The sequence below is a fragment of the Streptomyces sp. NPDC002088 genome, from assembly GCF_040296605.1.
Classification (GTDB): Bacteria; Actinomycetota; Actinomycetes; order Streptomycetales; family Streptomycetaceae; genus Streptomyces.
Map to the genome: position 1 here is coordinate 84908 of NZ_JBEOXO010000013.1, position 22372 is coordinate 107279.

The 22372-nt window shown below is 69.7% G+C and carries 20 protein-coding genes and 1 pseudogene; 10 read left to right on the forward strand and 11 right to left on the reverse strand.

Annotated features, from left to right (window positions below; translation table 11 throughout):
* Positions 1-210: 210 nt before the first annotated feature.
* Complete coding sequence (locus ABT114_RS26555; protein ID WP_351145364.1) at positions 211-801, reverse strand: TetR/AcrR family transcriptional regulator; 591 nt, start codon at positions 799-801, stop codon at positions 211-213.
* Between the two features lie 117 nt (positions 802-918).
* Here ABT114_RS26555 and ABT114_RS26560 point away from each other — a divergent pair, with 117 nt between their 5' ends.
* Together ABT114_RS26560 and ABT114_RS26565 are read left to right on the forward strand one after the other, a co-directional pair.
* Complete coding sequence (locus tag ABT114_RS26560) at positions 919-1350, forward strand: tautomerase family protein (protein ID WP_351145365.1); 432 nt, start codon at positions 919-921, stop codon at positions 1348-1350.
* Positions 1343-2353, forward strand: a complete 1011-nt coding sequence (locus ABT114_RS26565; RefSeq protein ID WP_351145366.1) for a zinc-dependent alcohol dehydrogenase — start codon at positions 1343-1345, stop codon at positions 2351-2353. The genes ABT114_RS26560 and ABT114_RS26565 overlap by 8 nt, the downstream gene beginning before the upstream one ends.
* 32 nt (positions 2354-2385) lie before the next feature.
* Here ABT114_RS26565 and ABT114_RS26570 read toward each other — a convergent pair whose 3' ends face one another.
* The 10 genes and pseudogenes from ABT114_RS26570 to ABT114_RS26615 all read right to left on the reverse strand — a co-directional run bounded on the left by ABT114_RS26570 (position 2386) and on the right by ABT114_RS26615 (position 14017).
* Positions 2386-2898, reverse strand: coding sequence for a GNAT family N-acetyltransferase (locus tag ABT114_RS26570; RefSeq protein WP_351145367.1), 513 nt, complete (start codon positions 2896-2898; stop codon positions 2386-2388).
* A gap of 108 nt (positions 2899-3006) precedes the next feature.
* The gene (locus ABT114_RS26575; protein WP_502988392.1) at positions 3007-4014 is read right to left on the reverse strand and encodes a formylglycine-generating enzyme family protein; all 1008 of its coding nucleotides are present in this window, start codon (positions 4012-4014) and stop codon (positions 3007-3009) included.
* Positions 4015-4546: 532 nt separating this feature from the next.
* Positions 4547-6316: a cellulase family glycosylhydrolase gene (locus tag ABT114_RS26580; RefSeq protein ID WP_351145368.1), complete on the reverse strand. Its 1770-nt coding sequence runs from the start codon at positions 6314-6316 to the stop codon at positions 4547-4549.
* 152 nt (positions 6317-6468) lie between these two features.
* Complete coding sequence (locus ABT114_RS26585) at positions 6469-8001, reverse strand: glycoside hydrolase family 43 protein (protein ID WP_351145369.1); 1533 nt, start codon at positions 7999-8001, stop codon at positions 6469-6471.
* Positions 8002-8878: 877 nt separating this feature from the next.
* Positions 8879-9794, reverse strand: a pseudogene (locus ABT114_RS26590) (MFS transporter); the annotation flags it as partial.
* A gap of 59 nt (positions 9795-9853) precedes the next feature.
* The gene (locus tag ABT114_RS26595) at positions 9854-11017 is read right to left on the reverse strand and encodes an oxygenase MpaB family protein (RefSeq protein ID WP_351145370.1); all 1164 of its coding nucleotides are present in this window, start codon (positions 11015-11017) and stop codon (positions 9854-9856) included.
* A gap of 87 nt (positions 11018-11104) precedes the next feature.
* The gene (locus ABT114_RS26600) at positions 11105-12160 is read right to left on the reverse strand and encodes a polyprenyl synthetase family protein (protein ID WP_351145371.1); all 1056 of its coding nucleotides are present in this window, start codon (positions 12158-12160) and stop codon (positions 11105-11107) included.
* The gene (locus tag ABT114_RS26605; protein ID WP_351145372.1) at positions 12150-12428 is read right to left on the reverse strand and encodes a polyprenyl synthetase; all 279 of its coding nucleotides are present in this window, start codon (positions 12426-12428) and stop codon (positions 12150-12152) included. Before ABT114_RS26605 ends, ABT114_RS26600 begins: the two co-directional genes overlap by 11 nt.
* Before the next feature lie 347 nt (positions 12429-12775).
* Positions 12776-12967: a hypothetical protein gene (locus tag ABT114_RS26610; RefSeq protein WP_351145373.1), complete on the reverse strand. Its 192-nt coding sequence runs from the start codon at positions 12965-12967 to the stop codon at positions 12776-12778.
* A gap of 261 nt (positions 12968-13228) precedes the next feature.
* The gene (locus tag ABT114_RS26615; RefSeq protein WP_351145374.1) at positions 13229-14017 is read right to left on the reverse strand and encodes an IclR family transcriptional regulator; all 789 of its coding nucleotides are present in this window, start codon (positions 14015-14017) and stop codon (positions 13229-13231) included.
* 108 nt (positions 14018-14125) lie between these two features.
* Here ABT114_RS26615 and ABT114_RS26620 point away from each other — a divergent pair, with 108 nt between their 5' ends.
* The 8 genes from ABT114_RS26620 (at position 14126) to ABT114_RS26655 (ending at position 22371) form a co-directional block, all read left to right on the forward strand.
* Positions 14126-15100: a 5-dehydro-4-deoxyglucarate dehydratase gene (locus ABT114_RS26620; protein WP_502988393.1), complete on the forward strand. Its 975-nt coding sequence runs from the start codon at positions 14126-14128 to the stop codon at positions 15098-15100.
* A gap of 166 nt (positions 15101-15266) precedes the next feature.
* Positions 15267-16604, forward strand: a complete 1338-nt coding sequence (locus ABT114_RS26625; RefSeq protein ID WP_351145375.1) for a gluconate:H+ symporter — start codon at positions 15267-15269, stop codon at positions 16602-16604.
* 71 nt (positions 16605-16675) lie between these two features.
* Positions 16676-18004 (forward strand): enolase C-terminal domain-like protein, encoded by a 1329-nt coding sequence (locus tag ABT114_RS26630; protein ID WP_351145376.1) that lies wholly within the window; start codon positions 16676-16678, stop codon positions 18002-18004.
* A gap of 89 nt (positions 18005-18093) precedes the next feature.
* On the forward strand, positions 18094-19059 hold the full coding sequence (locus ABT114_RS26635) for a TIGR01777 family oxidoreductase (RefSeq protein WP_351145377.1): 966 nt from the start codon (positions 18094-18096) through the stop codon (positions 19057-19059).
* Between the two features lie 87 nt (positions 19060-19146).
* Entirely contained in the window at positions 19147-20085 is a 939-nt protein-coding gene (locus ABT114_RS26640; RefSeq protein WP_351145378.1) for an NAD-dependent epimerase/dehydratase family protein, read from the forward strand.
* Complete coding sequence (locus ABT114_RS26645) at positions 20082-21005, forward strand: RNA polymerase sigma-70 factor (RefSeq protein WP_351145379.1); 924 nt, start codon at positions 20082-20084, stop codon at positions 21003-21005. Before ABT114_RS26640 ends, ABT114_RS26645 begins: the two co-directional genes overlap by 4 nt.
* A 737-nt stretch (positions 21006-21742) precedes the next feature.
* On the forward strand, positions 21743-22123 hold the full coding sequence (locus tag ABT114_RS26650) for a hypothetical protein (protein WP_351145380.1): 381 nt from the start codon (positions 21743-21745) through the stop codon (positions 22121-22123).
* Positions 22123-22371, forward strand: a complete 249-nt coding sequence (locus ABT114_RS26655) for an NfeD C-terminal domain-containing protein (protein ID WP_351145524.1) — start codon at positions 22123-22125, stop codon at positions 22369-22371. The genes ABT114_RS26650 and ABT114_RS26655 overlap by 1 nt, the downstream gene beginning before the upstream one ends.
* The last annotated feature ends 1 nt before the right edge of the window (position 22372 follow it).

Sequence of the window (22372 nt, forward strand, 5' to 3'; positions counted from 1 at the left end):
CCACGGCCGAATCCAGGGCCGCCATCGACGAACTGGAGGCGATGCAGGTCCTCGGTCGGGGCGCTCGGCCGGCTCGCCCCCACCCATGTTGACGTAGGTGCGCATCACCCCCGAAGCCGCCCGCGGCTCGCCGCCGACGACTACGGGCGGCACGCTGCTCTCATCGGTGGAGCCGAGATTCGCCCACCCCGACCGCGACGGCGCCGAGGGTCAGGCGGGATGGCGGAGCACGCCGCCGATCAGAGTTTCGAGCTGCTGTGCGACCTGGTCCAAGGGTTGCGTGCTGCGTTTGGCACGGCACATGGCGGTGGCGCCCTCGACGGAGGCCACGACGAGGGCCGCGAGCCCCACAGCCTGGTCGGGAGCGATGCTGTGCTCCCGTAGGGACTGGTCGAGCAACCGCTCCCAGCTCTCGAACGCCTCGGCGGCGGCGACGAGCGCCGGCGGGGTCTCGTCGGCCGGCGGCTCCTCGACGGCGACGGCCAGTACGGGGCAGCCGGCGCGGAAGTCGCTCTCGACAACGACGCCGCGCCACAGGGCCATGAAGGCACGCAGCCCGGCCACCGGGCCCGCGTCCAGCTCCTTGCGCAGGATGCTGGCGACGGTTGTGCCCGCGTACCGCACCGCCTCGGTGGCCAGTTGCTGCTTGCCCTCGGGGAAGTAGTGGTAGGTCGAGCCGAGCGGCGCCTCGGCGTGCTTGGCCAGCTCCCGGATGCTCGTGGCTTTCAGGCCGCGCCTACTGATCAAGTCCGCCGCACCGGCCACGATGCGCTCGCGAGACGGCGCTGTGGATTTGGCCAAGACCGTGCTCCTCTTCTGGCTATAACGCTCGTCATAGTCTAGCGTGAACCCCGGTTATAACGACTGTCATAGACCCTGCTGACGGCACTGTGCCCACAGCGGAAGGGAGACTCCGTCATGCCGATGATCCGGCTCACCGTCCCGTCCGGTTCCCTGACCGAGGAGGGCCGCAAGACCGTCCAACGCGACCTGGCCGCCGTCCTGCTGCGCTGGGAGGGAGCGCCCGACACCGCGTTCTTCCGCGCCCAGGCGTGGAGCTACCTCGTCGAGCTGCCCGAAGGTGCGCAGACCACCGCCGAGGACGACACGCCCCGCTTCCTCGTGGACGTGACGGTCCCCCAGGGCGCGCTGTCCGAACGGCGCAAGGCCGGCCTGGTCGAGGACGCCACCAAGACCGTGCTCGAAGCCGCCGCGCTCTCCCCGGCGGACGCCCTGCGCGTGTGGGTACTGGTGCACGAACAGCCCGACGGCACCTGGGGCGCCGGCGGCTCCGTCATCCGCTACGCCGATCTCGTGGCCCTGGCGAAGGGGCAGCAGACCGATGCGTGAACTGACCTACGTCGGCCGGCACGCCGTCGAATGGCGCGAGGCTCCCGACCCCGAGCTCCGGTCCGGCCAGGAGGCGATCGTCGCCCCGGTGGCCGCCACCTCCTGCGACGTCGACTCCGCGATCCTGGCCGGTCATGGCTTCATCGACCCGCCTTTCGCCCTCGGACACGAGTGTGTGGCGAGGGTCGTCGAGACCGGTGACTCCGTCACCACGGTGGCCCCCGGCGACCTGGTGGTCGTCCCCTGGTCCATCAACTGCGGCGCCTGCGACCACTGCCGTGCCGGACTCACCGCGCACTGCACGGCCGTACCGCACATGGCCATGTACGGCGCACCCATCGGCGGCAACTGGGGCGGCCTGTTCTCCGACCTGGTCCGCGTGCCGTGGGCGGACGCCATGCTCGTACCCCTGCCCACCGGCCTCGACCCGGTCGCCATGGCCTCGGCCAGCGACAACTGGTCCCTGTCCTGGCGACTGGTCGCACCCCACCTGAAGAACAGGCCCGGAGCCCGTGTGCTGGTCGTCGCGCGCGGCAGCATCGGTCTGTACGTGTGCGACATCGCCCGCGCGCTCGGCGCCTCCGATGTCCTGTACGTCGACCCCGAGCCCGAGCACCGCAAGCTCGCCGAGGGCTACGGCGCCCGCACCGCCGAGGCGATCGAGCCCGTCCGGCACGGATTCGACATCGTCGTCGAGGCCACGGGCCGCGTCGACCAGCTCACCCAGGCCGTCAAGTGCCTCGCCCCGGAAGGCATCTGCGAGTCGGCGGGCAACCACTTCCGCCCCGGCGAGCTGCCGCTGCTCGACATGTACCTCACCGGTGTCACGATGCGCATCGCCCGCGACAACGTCCGCAACCACATCCCCGACGCCCTCGAACTCGCCCGCTCCGGCGACGTCGACCCCGCCCGGGTCGTCTCCCACGTGCTCGACTGGGAACGACTCCCCGACGCACTGCCCGAGAAGCACCTGAAGCCGGTCTTCGTCCGAGCCGACGGCTGACCGCGTCGCTCCCACGGGGTTGAGCCAAAGCATCACCCCGGCGGTCGCACCATGAAGACATCGACCGGGTCCTGGGCTTCCACGACGAATCCGTGGCGCTCGTAGAGCCGACGCGCAGCACTGCCCTGCAAGACATTCAGACCCACGGTCATGCCCTGCGCGTCGGTCCGCCCCAGCACCGTGCGCAAGACAGCGGATCCGAGCCCTCGGCCCTGATGATGCGGAGCAAGGTAGAAGTGCTCCAGCCACTGCCTTCCTTCGGCGGGCCGGACCGTGACGCATCCCGCGATTTCACGGTCGACCATGATGATCGACGTGTACTGCTCGGAGAAGGAATCCCGCAGCCGCTGCCGCACCCGGTGCTCGTCGTAGCGCCCGAGGCGTTCAAGATCAGCACGCATGACTGTGGCCCGCAACTCCACGAGCACCTCGAGGTCCGCTGCCGCCGCAGAACGCAGCGCCCAGCCCGTCCCCTGCGCCGACGTGGTCCGTGCAGGCACCGCCACGTCCGATCGCGTCCCATTCCCCATCACCCCGGCATCCATGACCGGAGTATCCCAGTCCGCCTGTTCCGACCGGGCACAGGGGTTCGGAAGTCTTGTCGCTTGAGCTTTCGGAGGCGCCGCGGCCGGTCTCACCTCAGCCAGGTCACGTCAGGCGTCCCATGCGCACCGGAAGCCCAGATTCCCGGTGCTGCTGTCGGGGGTGTTGGCCGTGCGGGCCGCCACGCGGTAGCGGTTGCAGTACGAGTGGTGACACAGATAGGAGCCGCCGCGCATGACGCGGGACGCGCCCCGGGCAGGCCCCTTGGGGTCGGTGCGCGCGCGGCCCGTGTGCTCGGTGCCCCACCAGTCGGCGCACCACTCCCACACGTTGCCGGACATGTTGTACAGCCCGAAACCGTTGGGCTGGAAGGCGTCCACGGGGGCCGTGCCGCGGAAGCCGTCCTCCGCGGTGTTCTTGGTCGGGAAGTGTCCCTGCCAGATGTTGCACCTGTGCTCGCCGTCCGGCGTGAGGTCGTCGCCCCATGGATAGCGGCGCTGGACAAGTCCGCCCCGGGCCGCGTACTCCCACTCGGCCTCGGTGGGCAGCCGCGCACCGGCCCACCGGCAGAAGGCGACCGCGTCACCCCAGGACACGTGCACGACGGGGTGGTCTCCACGGCCCTCCACCGTGCTGCCCGGCCCCTCGGGGGCGCGCCAGTAGGCACCCTCGACCCCGCACCACCAGGGCGTCTGAGGAGGTCGCGCTGCGCAGCGGCGCAGCGCAGCGGGCAGGAAGCCCGCGAACACATAGGACCAGCCGAACAGTTCCGCCTCCGTGCGGTGCCCTGTCTCGTCGACGAACCGGGCGAAGCGCTCGTTGGTCACCGCGTACGCGTCGATCCGGAACGGGGAGAGAGTCACCTCCCGCACCGGCCCCTCTCCGTCCGCGGAGAAGCCGTCCACGTCCTGGGTCCCCATCAGGAAAGCGCCCCCTTCGAGCAGCACCGTCCCACCGGTGCTGGTGTCCGTTGTCGCCGTTGTCGCCGTTGTCGCCGCTGCGTCGCGGTCGGGACCGGGCTGGAGGTTCGGCGCCGTAGGCCGGAGCGGGACGGCGACGTCACCCCTGCCTCGGGATGGCGCACAGCAACTCCTGGCCTCGGCCTCGCTCTCCGCCACCGGATCTCCCTGCCTCGAACTGATCTTTGGTCCGAGGGTCTCCAACGGTGCGGCGATTGGTTCAGTGAAGCTGCCGAAAGCTGATTCAGGCTCAGGCGTAACCATATGGACTGCCTCTCGTTCTGGCTGACATACCCGCCGCGTGCTTGAAATGCCCGCGGTCCCCGCCACTGGCATCGTGCTTCACCTGCGGTGATCGGTTCAGCGTCCGGCGGGGCGGCGATCCCAGGGTGTGCCCGACTCGAAAGAGCCGGGCACAGTCCAGACGCCGACACCGCGTCACCGCCAGTGACGCCGCACACGGGCTCTACCCAAGGATCGGCCCGGACTCGTCCGCGCTCGTCACCGCTTCCACCCTTCGAGGCCACGCGCGATGACCCAGGATCCTTAAGAGTCTCAGAGACGCTACGACACATGCCCCCGGCCGGACTCTGCCGGCGCCGTCCGCGCGCTCCACCGGTTGCCGGGAACCGATGGAACCCGGTTGCCGGGCTCCATCGGTTCCCGGGAACCGGGTCGACGTCCGTCGAGGTCAGGAGTTCGTGCCGGTCACCGAGCTCCCCGACTTCGTCACGTGGTAGGTCACGGTGGCGCCGCTCCAGAAGTGGAAGGTGAGCGTCACTGGTGCGCCGTCGTTGACCGCGGTGAAGAAGTCGGGGGTGAGGGTGATGGCTTTGCCGGCGTAGTCCGGGGAGAAGGCGGTACCGAACTGCTGGTAGGAGGTCCAGTTGGCGGGGCCGGCGTTGCTGCCGTCGGCGTACTTGGCCTCCATGGTCGCCAGCATGTCGCCCCGGAACTGTGCGGGGAGGGCGAAGGAGCCGGTCGTTCCGGTCGCGTCGGACAGCACCGGCGTGTCGTACGTGATCACCTTGATCTCCCAGGGGACCCCTTGGGAGAACCGAGCCTGGAGTGTCGCGTTGATCCCGTAGGCCCGGTCGCCGGTCAGCCGGGTGAGGGCGGACGCCGTCAGCGTGACCTGGTCGCCGGAGACGGTGTAGTCGCTGCCCTCGGTGAGTCGGGTGGTGCCCTGCCAGAGTCCCCGGAAGGTGGTGCCGTTGGGGTTCAGCGTAAGGGTTCGGGCCTCGATCGCGCCGGCCTTGGGCACGAACACGCTGTCCGAGGAGGCGGTTCCCGAGCGCGTGGTCCAACTCGACTTGATCTGGGCGAACAGGCCGGGGTCCCGCCACTGCAGGGTGTTGCGGTTCAGGAACGAACCGGCGTCCCACAGGGCGGTGGTGACCCCGTTGATCCGCGCCTCGTGGCCGAGCGCCTCGAAGTACTTCAGGGCCTCGCCTCGCCGGACGTAGTCCTGGTGGGTGTAGTCGGGGTAGCTGAGCAGGCCGTACTCGCCGAGGTAGACGGGGATGCCCTTGGCGACGAAGGTGTCGTGCATCCGGGCGAAGGTGTCACTCATGTCCTGCTGGACGGTGGCGTCGAACCGGGTGTAGCCGGCGATGTTCACGCTGAACGGCCAGAAGCTGTAGTAGTGCACGGTGGCGACGAGGTTGGGGTCGTGCAGCGAGCTCATCGTGGCGGCCAGGTTGTCCATGAGGTTCTGCTCCGGCGTACAGGCCTGGGTGGGCAGCACGAGGAGGCGCGTGGCGTTCCCGCCGCCCGTCTGGCGCACGACGGTGTGGAACGAGGTGTTCAGTTCGTCCAGCAGCTGGGCCTTCCGGGTGTCATCGGCGTTGTCGAAGACCGGTTCGTTGACGCTCTCGAAGAGCAGCCTGCGTGGTTCGTCCTTGAACTTGGTGGCGATCTGGGTCCAGGTCGCGTTGTAGCGGGCCAGCACCTGGTCGTGGTCGGTGGCCATCTTGTTGATCCACTGCCAGGAGTCGTGATGAATGTTGAGTATGACGTAGAGACCGTCGGCCAGCGCCCAGTCGACCACCTGCCTGACCCTGTTCAGGGACGTCGGGTCGATCGTGTAGGGGGCCGTCGCCGACTGGTGGTTGCTCCAGGTGACGGGTATGCGGACGCTGCGGAAGCCCTGGGCGCGGATGGTGTCGAACAGCGCCTTGGTGGCCGGGGGGTTGCCCCAGGACGTCTCGTCGGGGATGGCGTCCAGGGAGTTGCCCAGGTTCCAGCTGGGCTGCATCGCGGCCACGGCGTCCACCGCGTTGTCGGGAACTTGGGGTATGGCCGCCGAGACAGTGGGTGCGGTCCCGGCGTGGGGGGCCGCGAACGCGGGGCCGGTGGTGAGGCCGACCGTGGCGAGCAAGGTCAGCACGGCCAGCAAGAGGCTCGTCACCCGTCCGGACCTTCGTCTGCGGTCTCGTGCGGTCGGCGGAGTGTCCTTCATGTCTCGTCCCTTGCCTTGGATGGGATCGGCTCGATGGGATCTGTGCTCGGCTGCCGGGGATCAGGAAGCGGGGGCTGCTTCGATGAGCGTGTCGCCGCCTACGTCGATGTCGCCGTCGCGGGCCGTGTGGTTGCCGCTCCGTGGCACCCGGTTCAGTCGTCGAGCCCCTCGTAGTCGAACCAGTCGAAGTGGACGGCGCCGCCCGAGGCGTACATGCCGATGACCCGGCCGGTGAAACCGCCGGCCACCTCGGTGGACAGGTAGCGGCCATCGAGGGTGCCCAGCACGGTGAACGTGCCGTCCGGCTCCTCGAAGCCGAGGCTGAGGGTGTCGGGCCCGGAGCGCGCGTCGCGCAGCGTCTGCGTGGGCGTCACCTCGATGCCGAGGACAAGAGGCCCGGCCGGCACCGTACGGGAGGCGACCACCGTACGCAGCGGGCCGATGCGGGCGAGCACCCTCACTTCCCCGGAGCCCGCCTCTATCTCGTAGTGGTGGTCCTCGTCGAGCCGGACCGCCAGACCACCGCGTCCTTCCGCGGGGTCGATGAGTGTGCGCGCCCGGCACGACAGGTGCTGCTGGCGGCGTCCGACGAACACGACGTCGGGCTCGTCCAGGGAGCTGCCGCGGGCGTGGAGGGTCAGCCATCCGGCCCGCTCCTTCGTCGTGCAGTGGCGGGCGGAGCGGTCGCGCAGCGAGACCCAGCACGGCTGGAGCGCGCTGAGGTCGAAGTCGTCCCGGTGCGGCTCGACGGGGCCCGGCCGGAGCGGCCACGCGGGCGCGGGCATGTCGGGTTCCAGGTCGCCGACGACCGGCCAGCCGTCCACCCAGGTGACCGGCGCCAGGAAGGTCTCGCGGCCGAGCACGTGCCAGCCGGGGGTACCGCCGCCGGGGCGCACCCCCAGCAGCACCATCCACCAGGAACCGTCGGGTGCCTGCACCAGGTCGGCGTGGCCGGTGTTCTGGATGGGGTGCTCGGAGCCGCGGTGCGTCAGGATCGGGTTGGCCGGGCACGGCTCGAACGGTCCGGTGGGCGTGCTGCCGCGGGCGACCGAGACACCGTGTCCGCGCTCGGTGCCGCCTTCGGCGATCAGCAGGTACCAGTGGTCGCCGATGCGGTACAGGTGCGGTGCCTCCGGGGCCTTGGCGCCCGGCGTACCGGACCAGAGCCGGTGCGGCGGGCCGAACGACTCCCCGGTGTGCGGGTCGATGCGGACCTGTGCGACTCCGGCGACCGTGCACCAGCAGGTGCCGTCCTCGTCCCAGGCCAGATCCGGGTCGATGCCGGGGACGCCGGGCAACCGGACGGGGTCGGACCATGGTCCGGCCGGATCGGTGGTGGTGAAGAGCAGGTTGCCGCCGCCCTCGCAGACCAGGGTGACGATCAGCCAGAAGCGGCCGTCGTGGTGGCGCAGCGTGGGTGCGTAGATCCCGGCGGACGAGGGTGTGTCGGTGGGGAGGGGCAGTTGGCTCGGCCGGTCCAGGGCGTTGCCGATCTGCGTCCAGTGCACCAGGTCGCGGCTGTGGAAGACGGGCACGCCGGGGAAGTACTCGAAGCTGGAGCACACGAGGTAGTAGTCGTCGCCGACGCGGCAGATGCTCGGATCGGAGTGGAACCCGGGGATCACAGGGTTGGCGAAAGTCCCGGGGTTGGCGACGGCCCCGCCCGTCGGGTGGATGTCTGACACTTCATCAATTCCTTTCATCGGTGGGTCGCAGGTTGCTGCCGACGTGGACAGCCGGTTCTCCGGAAGCGCCCCGGTGTGGAGTGGGCCGGGGTGTCGCCGGTCGCAGTGTCCAGCGCCCGACCAGTGGCGACCGTGGCCTGCTGTCACGAGCTCCGCCGACGGCCACGGCAGCGCCGACCGGGGCGGTGCCCTTGGGCTGCCTCGCCGGGCGGTTCCGAGGCGGTCCGAGGCGGTCCAGCCGGGCGGTAGGCCTCGCCCAGGCTGATCTCAGGTCCCGGGGCCCCGTGGCCCTGGCAGATCGCCTCTGTTCAACTCGGGTCTCATGGTGGAGCCGGCCCTCTCTCCGCAGGTGTCGAAGCGCTTGAATTTTTGCGGCGACATTAACGACATGCGAACCGGTTCGACAAGCCCTGGACAAGCAAAAGTCCGCCGATGCCCAGGAAATCGACAGACCGCTGGGTTCGTGTCAGCGTCGAAGCGCTTCAACAACGCCGCCGATTCCGACCCATCTGAGAGGTTCGGAACTGTTGCCACTTGGACTCACTCCCGCTCAGTCCCCAGGAACGGTGTGGCGCGCGCCGACCACGGCGGGCCTCCGGTACTCGGGGGCCCGGACGGCCGCGCATTGACCGTGCGTCATCGAACACCGCGCAGCGCACCAACGCCTGCGAAAGGCCGGTGAAGGACCGTTCACGCATCGATGGTCTTTCGAGCGTGCTCAACAAACTGCTTGCGCTTCGCGGATGCGTGATTCAGGAACCGTCTGATCCGTGCGGACTCCGACGTGGAGACGGGGCCGCCGGCACCACGCCCGAGGGTGACCGCGTGGACATGGAGGTGGGGCGTGGCGCCGAACCATCGTCCACGCCGTCCGTCTTCAGGTAGCCGTGCAGGGCTCGAGTCCATCGGCCTCGCGGGCCTCCCGCGTGCGGGATACCGATAGTACGAGCGCCTGAATGACCGCTCCGGACAGCCCCACCCACAGAGCGAACCGATAGCTGGCCTGGTCGGCAAGCAATCCGCCCACCGGCGCCCCTACCGCTACCATGCCCCAGTTGAACGAACGGATCGTGGCGTTCATCCGCCCCCGCAGCCGGTCGGGCGTCACTGACTGGCGATAGCTCATCTCCACCGGGCTTTCGATCGAGATCGCCAAGGACACCACGAAGAAGGCCAGCGACACCGAGAGCAGCCCCCAAGGCCCTCGCTCAGCCAGGACCAGCGGCAGCCAGCCGACGGTGGCAAGGAGACGGAACGCGATCAAGGTGGCACCGACGTCCAGCTTTCGCGCCACCCGCCCCGAGAACGCACTACCGAGGACCCCACCGAGCCCCGCGCAGGCGTAGGCCACTCCAAGGCCGAAGTCCCCGATTCTCAGCTCACGCAGCGCGAACACCACGAAGACCGTACTCACGATGGTGTTGAAGAGGAGCATCGCGTGCGAGGTCAGCGCGATGGACGCCAGCGTCCGATGACGGTAGACCCAGGCCACCCCCTCACGCAGCTCGCTGCCGAGGCTGCGCCGCGCGCCTCGGTCGGGAACCGGATCGTGAGCCCGTACTGAGGTGCACCCCGAAGGCGAAGACGCAGACGCACAGGGCGGCGATGCCAAGCCGGTCCAGTGCGTACAACAGGGGGATCACACCGAGCAGGGCGGCCCGGCCGAGATCCGTGGCCACCATCATCGGCTTGCGCCGGCAACGATCCACCAACACCCCGGCCATGAGCCCGAAGAGCAGGTAGGGAGCCCAGCGGGCCGCGTTGACCAAACCCGCCTCTGTGGCGGCTGTCGCTGAACGTGCTCTGTGTCACCGAACCTTGAGTTCGTGCCATCGCAGTTTGAGTGCATGGGTCACTGGGGGACTGTGGCGGCAGGCGGGGTCCACCGGTGGGTTCGGGGCAGCGTGCCGGGGATGCCGTAGTCCTTTTTGAGCTGTTCGGGGATGGCGTAGTGCATGACGCGTCCGCGGGTGAGGGAGGAGAGCTCCAAGATGGCGGTGAGGTGGCCGAGGCGATCCAACGCCCAGGCCCCGAGGGGGGATCGGTCCTCAATGGTCTCCAGTACGCCGAGGAGGCGGGGCACGGCTTTGACGAGGGTGTCCCACGGGGTGTGGGGGACCTCAAGCCAGTCGGCGCACGTGTCGCCGACGAGGTGGCGGATGAGTGCGGAGACGATCGGGTCGAAGAAGGTCCCGGGCACGACCTCCTCGTAGAGGTCGATGAGCTGTCGGGTCAGGTGAGCGCCTTCCTCGGACGGCCCCATGTGCCGGATCATGTACAGGTCGAGGAACTGGCGGGCGTCATCAAGGGCCTTGGGCACGGCGTCCTGGTCGACTCCGAGCATGGCACCGACCACGCGCCAGGCGTAGTAGTAGGCTTCCGCGCCTTCCGTCGACATGTGGATGCCGAGACGGTGCAGGCTGTCCAGGACGAGCAGGGAGAAGAACATCTGCCCGCCGATCATGTCCTCCTGACAGATCGGCGTCCCGAGCACGTCGGTGTCCCAGAGGTTCTCACGCTTGAGGTGGTGGCGGACGGAGGCGTGCAGGAGGCGAACCTTCTGGGCGGCGGGGATGAAGCGGCTGCCGGCCTCGAAGGCGCCGGGCTGCATCAGGTAGACGGTGAACTGGCCGGTCTCCGCCATCCGTTTGGAGGGGTACTTCAGCCCGTGGGTGGTCGACAGCAGCTTTGCCACGTGTGGGACGACGTAGCACGCGGGCATGGAGGCGAAGGACAGCGCGGTGGAGATGTGCACGTTGTTGTCGATGAAGAACAGCCGGGCCTTCTCCATCTCCCCCCAGTCCACCCAGGCCGGCGGAACGCTTGTGGCCTGAAGGTACTCCCGGGCGACATCGGGCAGCCCGTCCGGCAGAGGAGCGCCGACGGTGGAGACAAAGCGCATCAGGGAGTTGAACTTGCTCACCTCCCCGTGCTCGAAGAGGGCGGCGACGGTGGCGTCGGCGAGTTCGTCACCGGCCTGCCGGAGGGCGTCCATGGATGCCTCGGTGTAGGTCATGGCACGACTCCTTGTCATTTACGGGTCATCCACGACAGGCGGGGCGGCGGCCGGGGACGACATGGGTTGCGCCCCGCTGTGCGGGGGTCAGGACAGGCGGACCGCCGCCGAATTCGCCAGCGTGGTCAGGGCTGCGGCGGCGTGCGCGGGTGCGTCCAGCTCGTGCAGAGCGTCGAGGGCCTCCTCGACCCGCGCGGTGATCATGGCCTCGATACGGTCGGGGGTCTTCAGCCGACGCATCACCTCGCGGACAGCGTTGACACCATCCGCGTCCAGATCGCGTCGGCCGAGGAGGGCGCGCAGCTGCTCCCGCTCGTCGTCACCGGCGATGCGCCAGGTCTCCGCCAGCAGGGTCGTGGGCCGGTGGCCGCGCACGTCGTCGGCGTTGGCCTTGCCGGTGCGTTCCGGCTCTCCGAACAGGCCGAGCAGATCGTCCCGCAGCTGGAACGCCTCGCCCAGCGGCAGCGCGTACGCGGAGTAGCCCTCGCGCAGCCGCTCGCCGGCCCCGGCCAGGGCTCCGCCGATCAGCAGAGGCTGCTCGACGGTGTACTTGGCGGTCTTGTACCGGATCACCTTCAGCGACGCCGTGGTGTCCGGATCGGCCCCGGTACGCAGGATCTCCAGGCACTCGCCCGCGATCAGCTCCCGGGCCAGCACTGACCACAACGGGCGGGCCCGTGCCAGGTACGCGGCAGGCAGACCGCTGGTGGCGAACAGCTGCCCGGCCAGCGACATCAGCAGATCCCCCACCAGCATCGCCAGCGACCTGGCGGCGGCGACGGCACGCGGGCGCCGGTGTACAGCACCGCGCAGGGCGATATGTGCCGTGGGCCGGCCATGCCGTAACGGGCTGTCGTCGATGAGATCGTCATGCACCACCGCTGCGGCATGCACCAGCTCCATCGAGGCCGCCGCCCGCACCAGCGCGTCGCTGTCCGGCTGCCCCACCGCGCGCCAGCCCCAGTAGCAGAACGCCGCCCGCAGCCGTTTGCCGTCCGCGACCGCCGCTTCCAACTGCTCGGCCACCGGGCCCAGGACCGGATCGATCGTCGACAACTGCTCGGCCTCCTGGGCGACGAAGTGGTGCAGCACCTCGTCGATGCGGGTCTTGAACGCGGCCGGCTCCCACCGGTCAGACATCATCGGCGGCCTGCCGATCAAGGGCGTGCCGGGCGAGAATCTCCAGGTGGGCCGGGGGGACGGCGGCGTACCGGTCCAGCACCAGACGCCCGCGCGCCATCAGATCGTGCTCAGCCTCCGCCGCCAGCTCTGCGGCGTCCGAGCGGCGCAGCAGCCCCCGCACCGTCCCGAGCGCCGAACCCAGTGTGCTCACCGCCAGATCGGCCAGCCCAGCCGCCAGCAGCACCGCCTGCTCGTCCAGGCCCCCGCGTCGTCCCGCTCCTTGCGTCATCCCATCCCCCCACCCACAGCACATCCGGGCGGCGCCGGTCACGCGCCGTCCTGCCCAGGATCGCGTCACGTCGGGCACATGAGGGAAGAACTCACGATCGAGTGATCACATCGCTTGTCCGTACGGATCGCTGCTGTCGCAGTCCAGCACCGGAAGCACTCCACCGTTGTGCCTGGGCTGCTCTGCTTCCCGCCTCGCGTTGTCGTACGGCAGGCACGGGCGAGCGCTCGATGCCTTGCGGCAGGCAGGTGCCGCCAGGTACGTACGGCCGGCCGGATACCGCGCTGGGGCGGTGCTGAGCCCCGGACCGCGTTCCCGTGGTGCCGGGGCTCAGCCGCGTGCGCCGTTCACTGACCGCTTGTCGGCGGCCCTGCCGTCCTGGTGTCGTCCACCCGCTCGCCCTCCGCCTGGGACGGCTCGGTCCTGGGGACGTCCGGATGCATGGCCGCCCGCTCGGCAGGTTCGTCGCGCTCGCCCTCAGCCTGAGAGGGCGTGTGAGAGTACAGCCAGGGGTCGTAATCCGAGGCTCCTGTTTTCATGGCGGTCCTCCCTCGGTCGCTTGCCTCCCATGGTCCTCCGTGGACCGCTGCAGGGCGAGGGCAGCCGGTGGTCGTACCTCCGCCGCCCGCCGGGCGGCGGCCGACAAATGGCTCCTCCATAGAGGACAGCAATCGCTTCAGCCATCGCCTCAGGCACCGAAAGCCCGAGCCGGCGGCCTTTGACGCCGCCTCGAAGCGACTGGGCACGGGCCCCGGCGAAATCCTCTTCATCGACGGCAGAACGACGGGGGCGGGCGACGGTCAGCGCCAGTCGGGAGCGCCTGAGGCGGGTGACAGGGCGCTCTCGATCTTCGTCCGCATCTCCTGCATGACCGCGACGACCCGCGCCTCGTGCTCCTTGCTGAGCCGCGCCACCGGCACCGAGCAACTGATGGCGTCGGTGGCCGGTGAGTCGTACCGCAGGGCGCAGCCGAAGCCCGCGATGCCGGTCACCGTCTCCTCGCGGTCTATGGAGTAGCCGCGCTCGCGCACTCCGGCAAGGTCGGCCAGCAGCGTGCCACGGTCGGTGTGCGTGTTCTCCGTGAGGGCCGGCAAAGGGCCGTCGGGGAGCGGGAGTTCGTCGTCGGGGCGCTCGGCGAGCAGCGCTTTGCCGAGGGCGCCGGCATGCGCCGGGACCCGGCGGCCGACGCGACTGATGGTGCGCGGGTACTCGTGGGACTCGCGCGTCGCGAGGTAGACGACGTTCGGGCCGTCGAGCCGAGCCAGATGGATCGTCTCGCCGAGTGCGTCCGAGGCCTCGTCGAGACAGGGGCGGACCGTGCGCACGTGCGGGTCGCTGTCCAGGTAGCTCGTGCCGGTGAACAGGGCGCGGATTCCGATGCCGTAGAGGGAGCCGGTCGTGTCGGAGCGCACCCAGCCGCAGCCGACCAGGGTCTGCAGCAGCTGGTACATGCTGCTGCGCGGTACGCACAGCTCCCCGGCGAGTTCGTCCAGGCGGGCAGGCCGGTCGCCCCGTGCGGCGAGCAGTTCGAGCAGTTCGACGGTACGGGCCGCCGACTTCACCCCACGGACCCCGCTGCTCTCCGGCATGGCCTCATCGTAAATCCGCACCGCCGTACCCATTGACCGCGCCCGTTCACCCACCTAACCTCCGTTCTCATACATGTACGCTATCTGCATATAGAGATGAGATTCAGGGTGCGGTTCATAGCGGAGACCGAAGACGTGGTCCAGCGGCTGCGGGACGGCATGGCGCGCGGGGTACTGTCCTTCCCGCTCACAAGCCTGCGCGACGACGGCGGCCTTGACCTGGAGTCCTACCGGGCTTACCTGACGGGCCAGTTGGCCGCCGCTCCGGGCTCGGTCACTCCGGGCGCGGTGTTCCCCGCCTGCGGCACCGGAGAGTTCTTCTCACTGAACGAGGACGAGTACCGCGCGGTCGTCGAGGCCACGGTCGAGATCGCGGACGGCCGGCTGCCCGTGGTCGCGGGCATCGGCTACGGCTGGGCGCAGGCGCTGCGGTTCGCCCGGATCGCGGAGGATGCGGGTGTCGACGCCCTGCTGGTGTTGCCCCACTACCTGGTCGGAGCCCCGCAGGACGGTCTGGTCGAGCAACTGCGCCGCATCGCCGCCGGCACCCGGCTGCCGCTGATCGCGTACCAGCGCGGCCAGGTTTCCTTCACCGCCGAGAGCCTGCGCCGGATCGCCCGGATTCCCACGGTCATCGGACTGAAGGACGGGCACAGCGACCTCGACCGGCTCCAGCGCCTCACGCTCGCCGCACCCGAGGGCTTCCTCTTCTTCAACGGCGCCGCCACCGCCGAGATCCAGGCCCGCGCGTACGCCACTGTGGGCGTCCCGGCCTACTCGTCGGCCGTCCATGCCTTCGCGCCCGAGATCGCGGGCGCCTGCTTCACCGCCCTGCGCGACGGCGATGACGCGACGGTGAACAAGCTGCTGCGCGACTTCTACGTCCCGCTCGTCGAGCTGCGCGACCGGGTGCCGGGTTACGCCGTCTCCCTGGTCAAGGCCGCCGCCCGGCTGCGCGGTCTGCCGGTCGGACCCGTACGCGCCCCGCTCACCGACCCCGGCCCGGCCGATGTCGCCGACCTGGAGAAGATCCTCGACGACGGGCTGAGTCTGGTCGGAGCCGTACGCCGACGCACCGCCTGACCGCCCACCACCCGCGGCACCCCTTCACCCACCGCCACCCGCTCCGCCGAGGAGCCGTGGCGCCGCCGCGTCCACCGGCCACTCGCGCCACGGCTCGGCGGTCCAGCAGCTCAACTGCTCAACGGTTCGACAGTTCGACAGTTCGACAGTTCAAAGGGGAACTGACATGCCTCTCCTCGTAGTCGGGATCAGCGTTGTGGTCCTGCTGCTCCTCATGACCCGGCTGAAACTCAACGGCTTCGCCGCGCTCCTGCTCGTGGCGGTCGGCGTCGCCCTGGTCCGGGGGATTCCGGTGGCCACCATCCCGGACGTCCTCTCGGAGGGCATCGGGGACCAGATCGGCGACACGATGCTCACCATCGGACTCGGCGCCATGGTCGGCCGGGTCATGGGCGACTCCGGCGCCGCCCAGCGGATAGCCGGCAAGCTGCTCGACGCGTTCGGACCGCGCTGGGTCCAGGTGGCCATGGTGGTCACGTCCATGCTCATCGGCGTGACCATGTTCTATGAGGTCGCCTTCATCATCATCGTGCCCATCGCGTTCACGCTCGTCCGGGTCACCGGGGCGAAACTGCTGTGGGTGGGCCTGCCGATGTCCATCGCCCTGTCCACCATGCACAGCTTCCTGCCGCCGCACCCCGGCCCCACCGCCGTGGCCGCGACCTTCCACGCCTCCGTCGGCCACACCCTCTTCTACGGACTCTTCGTCGCCGTACCCGCCGGTGCGCTCATCGCGCTCGCGTGGCCGCGCCTGCCGTTCGTCAAGGCGATGAACCCCTCCATCCCCAAGGGCCTCGTCAGTGAGCGTGAGTTCGCCGACGAGGAGATGCCCGGCATGGGCTGGTCACTGTTCGTGGCCCTCTTCCCCGTACTGCTGATCGCCGGCGCCGCCGTGACCGACATGGCCACCTCCGGCGAGAGCCCGTTCCTGCACTTCGTCGCCTTCATCGGCTCGGCACCGATCGCGCTCATGCTCACCCTGCTGCTGGCGATCTGGGCGTTCGGACCGCGGATCGGCCGCAGCATGGCGGACGTCAGCTCCTCCTGCGCCTCGGCAGCCCAGGCGATGGCGATGATTCTCCTGGTGATCGGCGCGGGCGGCGCCTTCAAGAACGTCCTCGTCGAAGGCGGGATCTCCGACTACATCAAGGACGTCACGGACAGTTGGTCCATCTCGCCGATCATCCTGGCGTGGCTCATCGCGGTCATCCTCCGCGTGGCCCTCGGCTCGGCGACGGTCGCCGTCGTCACGGCCTCCGGCGTGGTGCTGCCGCTCCTCGCGGGCAGCGGCATCCACCCCGAGATCATGGTGCTTGCCGTGTCCTGCGGGTCGATCGCCTTCTCCCACGTCAACGACCCGGGATTCTGGCTGTTCAAGGAGTACTTCAACCTCTCGGTCATCGAGGCGATCAAAGTCCGGACCACCTATACGACGGTGCTCGCGATCCTCGGCCTGGGCGGCGTCCTGGCGCTCGAGTGGGCCCTCGACATCCTCAGCCTCTGAAGAACCTTGAGGCCCACGAAGCCTCTGTTCACTGCCCCGCCTCACCCTCGTACGCAAGGACCTCGACACGCATGAGCCAGCCGACCATCACCCACTTCGCCGTCTACCCCGTCGCCGGCCGTGACTCCATGGAGCTGAACCTCTCCGGCGCCCACGGCCCCTACTTCACCCGCAACATCGTCGTCCTCAAGGACTCCGACGGCCGTACGGGACTGGGGGAGGTGCCCGGCGGCGAGAAGATCACCCGGACCCTGCAGGACGCCGAGTCACTCGTCGTCGGCGCGAAGGTGGGCGACTACAAGCGCGTCCTGCGTGAGATCGGGAACCGGTTCGCGGACCGCGACTCGGGCGGACGCGGCGCCCAGACCTTCGACCTGCGGACCACCGTGCACGCCGTCACAGCTGTCGAGTCGGCCCTGCTCGACCTGCTCGGCCAACACCTCGACGTACCGGTCGCCGCCCTGCTCGGCGACGGCCAACAGCGCGATTCCGTACGGGTGTTGGGATACCTCTTCTACATCGGCGACCCCGACCGCACCGATCTGGACTACGTCCGCGAGCCCGGCTCGGACGTGGACTGGTACCGCATCCGACACGAGGAGGCCCTCACGCCCGAGGCGATCGTCCGCCAGGCCGAGGCGGCCTACGACCTGTACGGCTTCCGGGACTTCAAGCTCAAGGGCGGAGTCCTGGCGGGAGCCGAGGAGGTCGAGGCGGTTCGAGCACTCAAGGACCGCTTCCCCGGGGCGCGCATCACCCTGGACCCGAACGGCGCCTGGTCGCTGCGCGAGGCGATCGAGCTCTGCGAGCCCCTGACCGGCACCCTCGCCTACGCCGAGGACCCTTGCGGAGCCGAGGGCGGCTACTCAGGGCGAGAGATCCTCGCCGAGTTCCGCCGGGCCACCGGACTGCCGACCGCGACCAACATGATCGCCACCGACTGGCGGCAGCTGACCCACGCCCTGGCCCTGCAGTCGGTCTCCATCCCGCTGGCCGATCCGCACTTCTGGACCATGCAGGGCTCTGTGCGCGTGGCCCAGCTGTGCAACGCGATGGGCCTGACCTGGGGCTGCCACTCCAACAACCACTTCGACATCTCGCTCGCCATGGTCACGCACTGCGGCGCCGCGGCCCCCGGCGAGTACAACGCCCTGGACACGCACTGGATCTGGCAGGAAGGCCTGGAGCAGCTCACCGTCACCCCGCCGCGGATCGTCGACGGCGAGATCGCCGTTCCCGATGCCCCCGGCCTGGGCGTCGAACTCGACATGGACCGCCTCCTCGCGGCCCACGAGCTCTACCAGAAGAAGGCACTGGGGGCGCGGGACGACGCTGCCGGGATGCAGTACCTCGTGCCCGGCTGGACGTTCGACGCCAAGCGCCCCTGCCTGGTGCGCTAGCCGTATTGCCCGCCCCCCACTCGCCCCCGATTTGAACGTGTTCAAATCGGGGGGTTACGCTTGTGCCCCACCGAAGCCAAGGGGGCTCGATGAAGATGGTGCTGCCCGGGGGAACCGGACAGGTAGGCACGATCCTGGGCCATGCGCTGACGGCGGCGGGCCATGAGGTCACGGTGTTGACCAGGCACCCCGAACGGGAGCACGAAATCGGCTGGGACGGGGTCACGCTCGGCCCCTGGGCCGAAGCGGTCGACGGCTGCGATGTCGTGATCAACCTGGCCGGGCGCAGCGTCTCCTGCCGCTACACCGCCGAGAACCTGCGGGCCATGATGGATTCCCGGGTGGACTCGGCGCGGGTCATCGGCGAGGCGATCGCCGCCGCCGCGCGGCCACCGCGCGTCTGGCTGCAGATGAGTACCGCGACGATCTACGCCCATCGCTTTGATGCGGCGCACGACGAGGCAACGGGGGTGATCGGCGGCTCGGAGGCCGGAGCTCCGGACTACTGGGCGTACAGCGTCGAGATCGCGAAGAACTGGGAGCAGGCGCAGGCCGAGGCTCGGACACCGGCGACGCGGAAGGTGGCACTGCGCTCGGCGATGGTCATGAGCCCGGATCGGGGCGGGGTTTTCGACGTCCTGCTGCGGCTGACGCGGCTCGGGCTGGGCGGGCCGGTTGCGGGCGGTGCGCAGTACGTCTCCTGGATCCATGACGAGGATTTCGTGCGCGCGGTGGAGTTCCTGATCGCCCGGGACGACCTCGCAGGGCCGGTCAACCTCGCCTCCCCTGGTCCCCTCCCGCACCGGAAGTTCATGCAGACGCTGCGCGCGGCCTGGGGCGTCCCGGTAGGGCTGCCGGCGACGCGACGGATGGCGGAACTGGGGGCGTTCGCGCTGCGCTCAGACACGGAGCTGCTGCTCAAGAGCCGCCGGGTGGTACCGGGCCGGCTGCGCGCGGCCGGGTTTGGCTTTGCGTATCCCGAGTGGGAGAGGGCTGCTGCGGACCTCGTTCGGCGGGCGCGTGTCCTGCGCCGGAGATCCGTCGCAGGGGTATAGACAGATCGGCTCTTCGCTCCCCATGTCACAACCGGCCGGGCTGTCTCGTCTGAGGTCTCGGAGACAGACTTCGGGATCAGGAAGGTGATGGTCATGCGGGTGTTCGTGGCGGGCGGGACCGGAGTCCTGGGGCGGCGGCTGGTGCCGCAGCTCGTGGCTCGGGGACACCAGGTGACGGCCACGACGACGAGCGCGGCCAAGCTCGACTTGGTGGAGCAACTGGGCGCGCAGGGGGTGGTGATGGACGGGCTGGACGCGGTGTCGGTCGGTGAGGCGGTGGCCGCGGCCCGGCCGGATGCGATCGTGCACCAGATGACCGCGATCTCCATGGCGCACGCCGGCAAGCCCGATATCAAGCACCCTGATCGATGGTTCGCCACCACGAACCGGCTGCGCACCGAGGGGACGGACCACCTGCTGGCCGCCGCCGAGGCGACCGGCGTATCTCATGTCGTCGCGCAGGGCTACGCCAGCTGGAACGGCATCCGCGAGGGCGGATGGGTGAAGACCGAGGAGGACCCGCTGGACCTGATGGCGGGGACGGCGGCGCAGGCCGGGATGGAGGCGATGCGCCACGTCGAGGACGTGGTCCGCAAGGCCGGCGGCGCGGTCCTGCGATACGGAGCGTTCTACGGGCCCGGCGCCACCGACGATCAGGTCGAGCTGGTGCGCAAGCGGCAGTTCCCCCTCGTCGGGCGCGCCACTGGCTACAGCTCGTGGGTGCATCTCGACGACGCGGCGAGCGCTACCGTCCTGGCCGTGGAGCAGCAGGCGACGGGCGTGTTCAACATCGTCGACGACGAACCGGCCCCGGCCGGCCAGTGGCTGCCCCACCTGGCCGCGTGCGCGGGGGCCAAGCGGCCGTTACGGGTCCCCAAGTGGCTGGCCCGACTGCTGGCCGGGGAACAGGCGGTGGTGATGATGACGGAGGGGCGCGGCTTCTCCAACGCCAAGGCCAAGCGGGAGCTCGGCTGGGAGTTGCGTTACCCCTCGTGGCGGCAGGGCTTCGAGGAGGAGCTGGCGTGATCCGGCCCGAGGAGTTCGAGGAGCTGCGGCCGCTGCTGTTCTCGATCGCCTACCGGATCCTGGGCAGTGTGAGCGAGGCCGAGGACGCGGTCCAGGAGACCTGGCTGCGCTTCGCGTCATCTGCGACACAACCCGCGTCAACGAAGGCCTTCCTCTCGGCCGTGGTGACCCGGGTCTCCATCGACGTGCTGCGCTCGGCCCGCGTCCGGCGGGAAGACTACGTCGGGCCGTGGTTCCCCGAGCCATTGCTGACTGACCCCTACGAGGATCCGGCGCGGTCGGCGGAGCTGGCCGACTCGGTGTCGATGGCGGCCCTGTTGCTGCTCGAGCGGCTGACCCCGCTCGAGCGGGCGGTCTTCGTGCTGCGGGAGGTGTTCGGGTTCGGCTTCCCCGAGATCGCGTCGGCGGTGGGGCGCTCGGATGCGGCGTGCCGCCAGCTCGCCGTACGGGCGCGCCGCCACATGGACGCGGGCCGGGCCCGGTTCGAGGCCGACCGAAAGGAGCGTGAGGAACTCGCCGGACGGTTCTTCGACGCCTTCAGGGAAGGGGACGTCGACGGGCTGCGGGAGCTCCTGGCCGCCGACGTATCGATGGTCGGCGACGGCGGCGGCAAGGCACCGCAATGGACCAGGGGCGTCTTCGGCGCCGACAACGTGGCCCAGGTGCTCGCCGGGATCGCCCTGCCGTTCGCCCGGATCGGCGTCGTCGTGGAGCCGCACTCGGTGAACGGCCAGCCTGGCGCCATCGTCCGCGACCGGGACGGCAAGGTCCTCAACGCCCTGGCGCTCGACGTACTCGACGGACAGATCCAGACGATCCGCTCGGTGAACAACCCCGACAAGCTCGGGCACGTGGGTCCGGTGGCGGACGCCTGGGCGGTCATGCGCGAGGCGCACCAGGCTCGCCGACCCGCGCACTGACCGGAAGAGTCGACTGCTGCAGACCGCTACGAGCAGCTCAACGACGAGCGACGGGAGTTTGAGTGGTAGCTGCGGACGGTCGGGTCGGCGGCTTCGGGACGCTCGCCCACAGGCGCGCGGCCAGGGCGATGGCCACTGTTCGGTGGGCGGGCGGGGAGGGAGGGCGTCGGGCCACGGCGGGAGAACCGGTGACGTACACACGGTACGGCGGCAGAGAGGGCGGCGCGGGCGAAACGTGCGGCGGCCTCGGCCGCGGCTGCTTCACGGTTCACGACGGCCATCGGTCGGCGGCGAAGTACTGAACGGCTGGTGGGGCTGTTGGTGCTGCTCGCCCAAGGAGGACCGGCTCGTCGGCGGAGACATCCAAGGCGCCGTCGCCTCGCCCAGGGGGACCCGCGTGCTCACCGGGGACAAGCCAAGGGACTGGCCGCGATGGGCGCCGGGTTCGCCGTCATCGGGCCTGCCACGAGGCGGCCCACCCGAGAGCCACACTCACCGCGCTCGTCGACACCCTGCACGCGTCGGACGTCCGGCACAACTCCTGTGCTGAGCAGACCGAAGACGACGAACGGTTCGTCTCCGCCCCCATCATCGGCGTCGACGCCGACACGGAGGCACCGGCCTCAACTACGGGCGCATACCGCCCCCGTTGGTGCACGAGGGCAACGTGATCACACCTTTGCTGGACATCCGCCGTCCCGCTCGGCCTCGCCGAACTCGCCGCTGAACCCACGACGGTGGACCGGTTCGCGTTCCCCGCCGGTTCGACACTGCTGCTGAGCACCGGCGGCCTCACCGAGACCCGCGCCGCCGACGACACCTTCCTCCCTGGCGACGAGAGGCTGAAGGGCCGCCTCGACCTCTCCCCCGCCGACCTGTCCCAGGCCCTGTACGAAGACGCCCCGGTGGCATGTTGCCCGCTCCGATGGACATCGAGGTGCAGCGGAACATCCTCCCGGAGAAGGTGCTGGGGCTGCCGTGTGAGCCCAGGAACGCGGCAGGTCAGGGCCTGTCGTCGGTCGGTGCCGTTGCACGATGTCGCCATGCCCGTTGGGCCTGCGACCCGGGTAGGTCTATCGTCTGAATCGTGGGCCAGAGTGATGGAGGGCGGCCGATGATGCCGCAGGACGAGGCCGTGATCGGCTGCACGGGGAAGATACTCGTCGGAACCCGCGGATCCGCGGGCCCCGGCGAGATCCTGGTGCGGGTCAGAGGCGGCTCCGAGACCTTTCTCGCCTGGTCGGAGGATCCTCTGCCGACGGGGGCGACGGTGCTCGTGATCGAGTCGCGCGGATGTCGTGAGGTCGGCGTCGTCGAGTGGGTGGATCCGTTGGACGCGCTTGGCGACCTCGCCGACGCCGACTGAG

What these genes read in the sequence shown, in the direction of transcription:
- ABT114_RS26560 (WP_351145365.1), top strand. Translation starts at nt 919, where the DNA reads ATGCCGATGATCCGGCTCACCGTCCCGTCCGGTTCCCTGACCGAGGAG.
- ABT114_RS26640 (WP_351145378.1), top strand. Translation starts at nt 19,147, where the DNA reads ATGGTCATGCGGGTGTTCGTGGCGGGCGGGACCGGAGTCCTGGGGCGG.
- ABT114_RS26580 (WP_351145368.1), bottom strand. Translation starts at nt 6,316, where the DNA reads ATGAAGGACACTCCGCCGACCGCACGAGACCGCAGACGAAGGTCCGGA.
- ABT114_RS26630 (WP_351145376.1), top strand. Translation starts at nt 16,676, where the DNA reads ATGAGCCAGCCGACCATCACCCACTTCGCCGTCTACCCCGTCGCCGGC.
- ABT114_RS26635 (WP_351145377.1), top strand. Translation starts at nt 18,094, where the DNA reads ATGAAGATGGTGCTGCCCGGGGGAACCGGACAGGTAGGCACGATCCTG.
- ABT114_RS26610 (WP_351145373.1), bottom strand. Translation starts at nt 12,967, where the DNA reads ATGAAAACAGGAGCCTCGGATTACGACCCCTGGCTGTACTCTCACACG.
- ABT114_RS26570 (WP_351145367.1), bottom strand. Translation starts at nt 2,898, where the DNA reads ATGGATGCCGGGGTGATGGGGAATGGGACGCGATCGGACGTGGCGGTG.
- ABT114_RS26625 (WP_351145375.1), top strand. Translation starts at nt 15,267, where the DNA reads ATGCCTCTCCTCGTAGTCGGGATCAGCGTTGTGGTCCTGCTGCTCCTC.
- ABT114_RS26615 (WP_351145374.1), bottom strand. Translation starts at nt 14,017, where the DNA reads ATGCCGGAGAGCAGCGGGGTCCGTGGGGTGAAGTCGGCGGCCCGTACC.
- ABT114_RS26605 (WP_351145372.1), bottom strand. Translation starts at nt 12,428, where the DNA reads ATGACGCAAGGAGCGGGACGACGCGGGGGCCTGGACGAGCAGGCGGTG.
- ABT114_RS26655 (WP_351145524.1), top strand. Translation starts at nt 22,123, where the DNA reads ATGCCGCAGGACGAGGCCGTGATCGGCTGCACGGGGAAGATACTCGTC.
- ABT114_RS26600 (WP_351145371.1), bottom strand. Translation starts at nt 12,160, where the DNA reads ATGATGTCTGACCGGTGGGAGCCGGCCGCGTTCAAGACCCGCATCGAC.
- ABT114_RS26595 (WP_351145370.1), bottom strand. Translation starts at nt 11,017, where the DNA reads ATGACCTACACCGAGGCATCCATGGACGCCCTCCGGCAGGCCGGTGAC.
- ABT114_RS26565 (WP_351145366.1), top strand. Translation starts at nt 1,343, where the DNA reads ATGCGTGAACTGACCTACGTCGGCCGGCACGCCGTCGAATGGCGCGAG.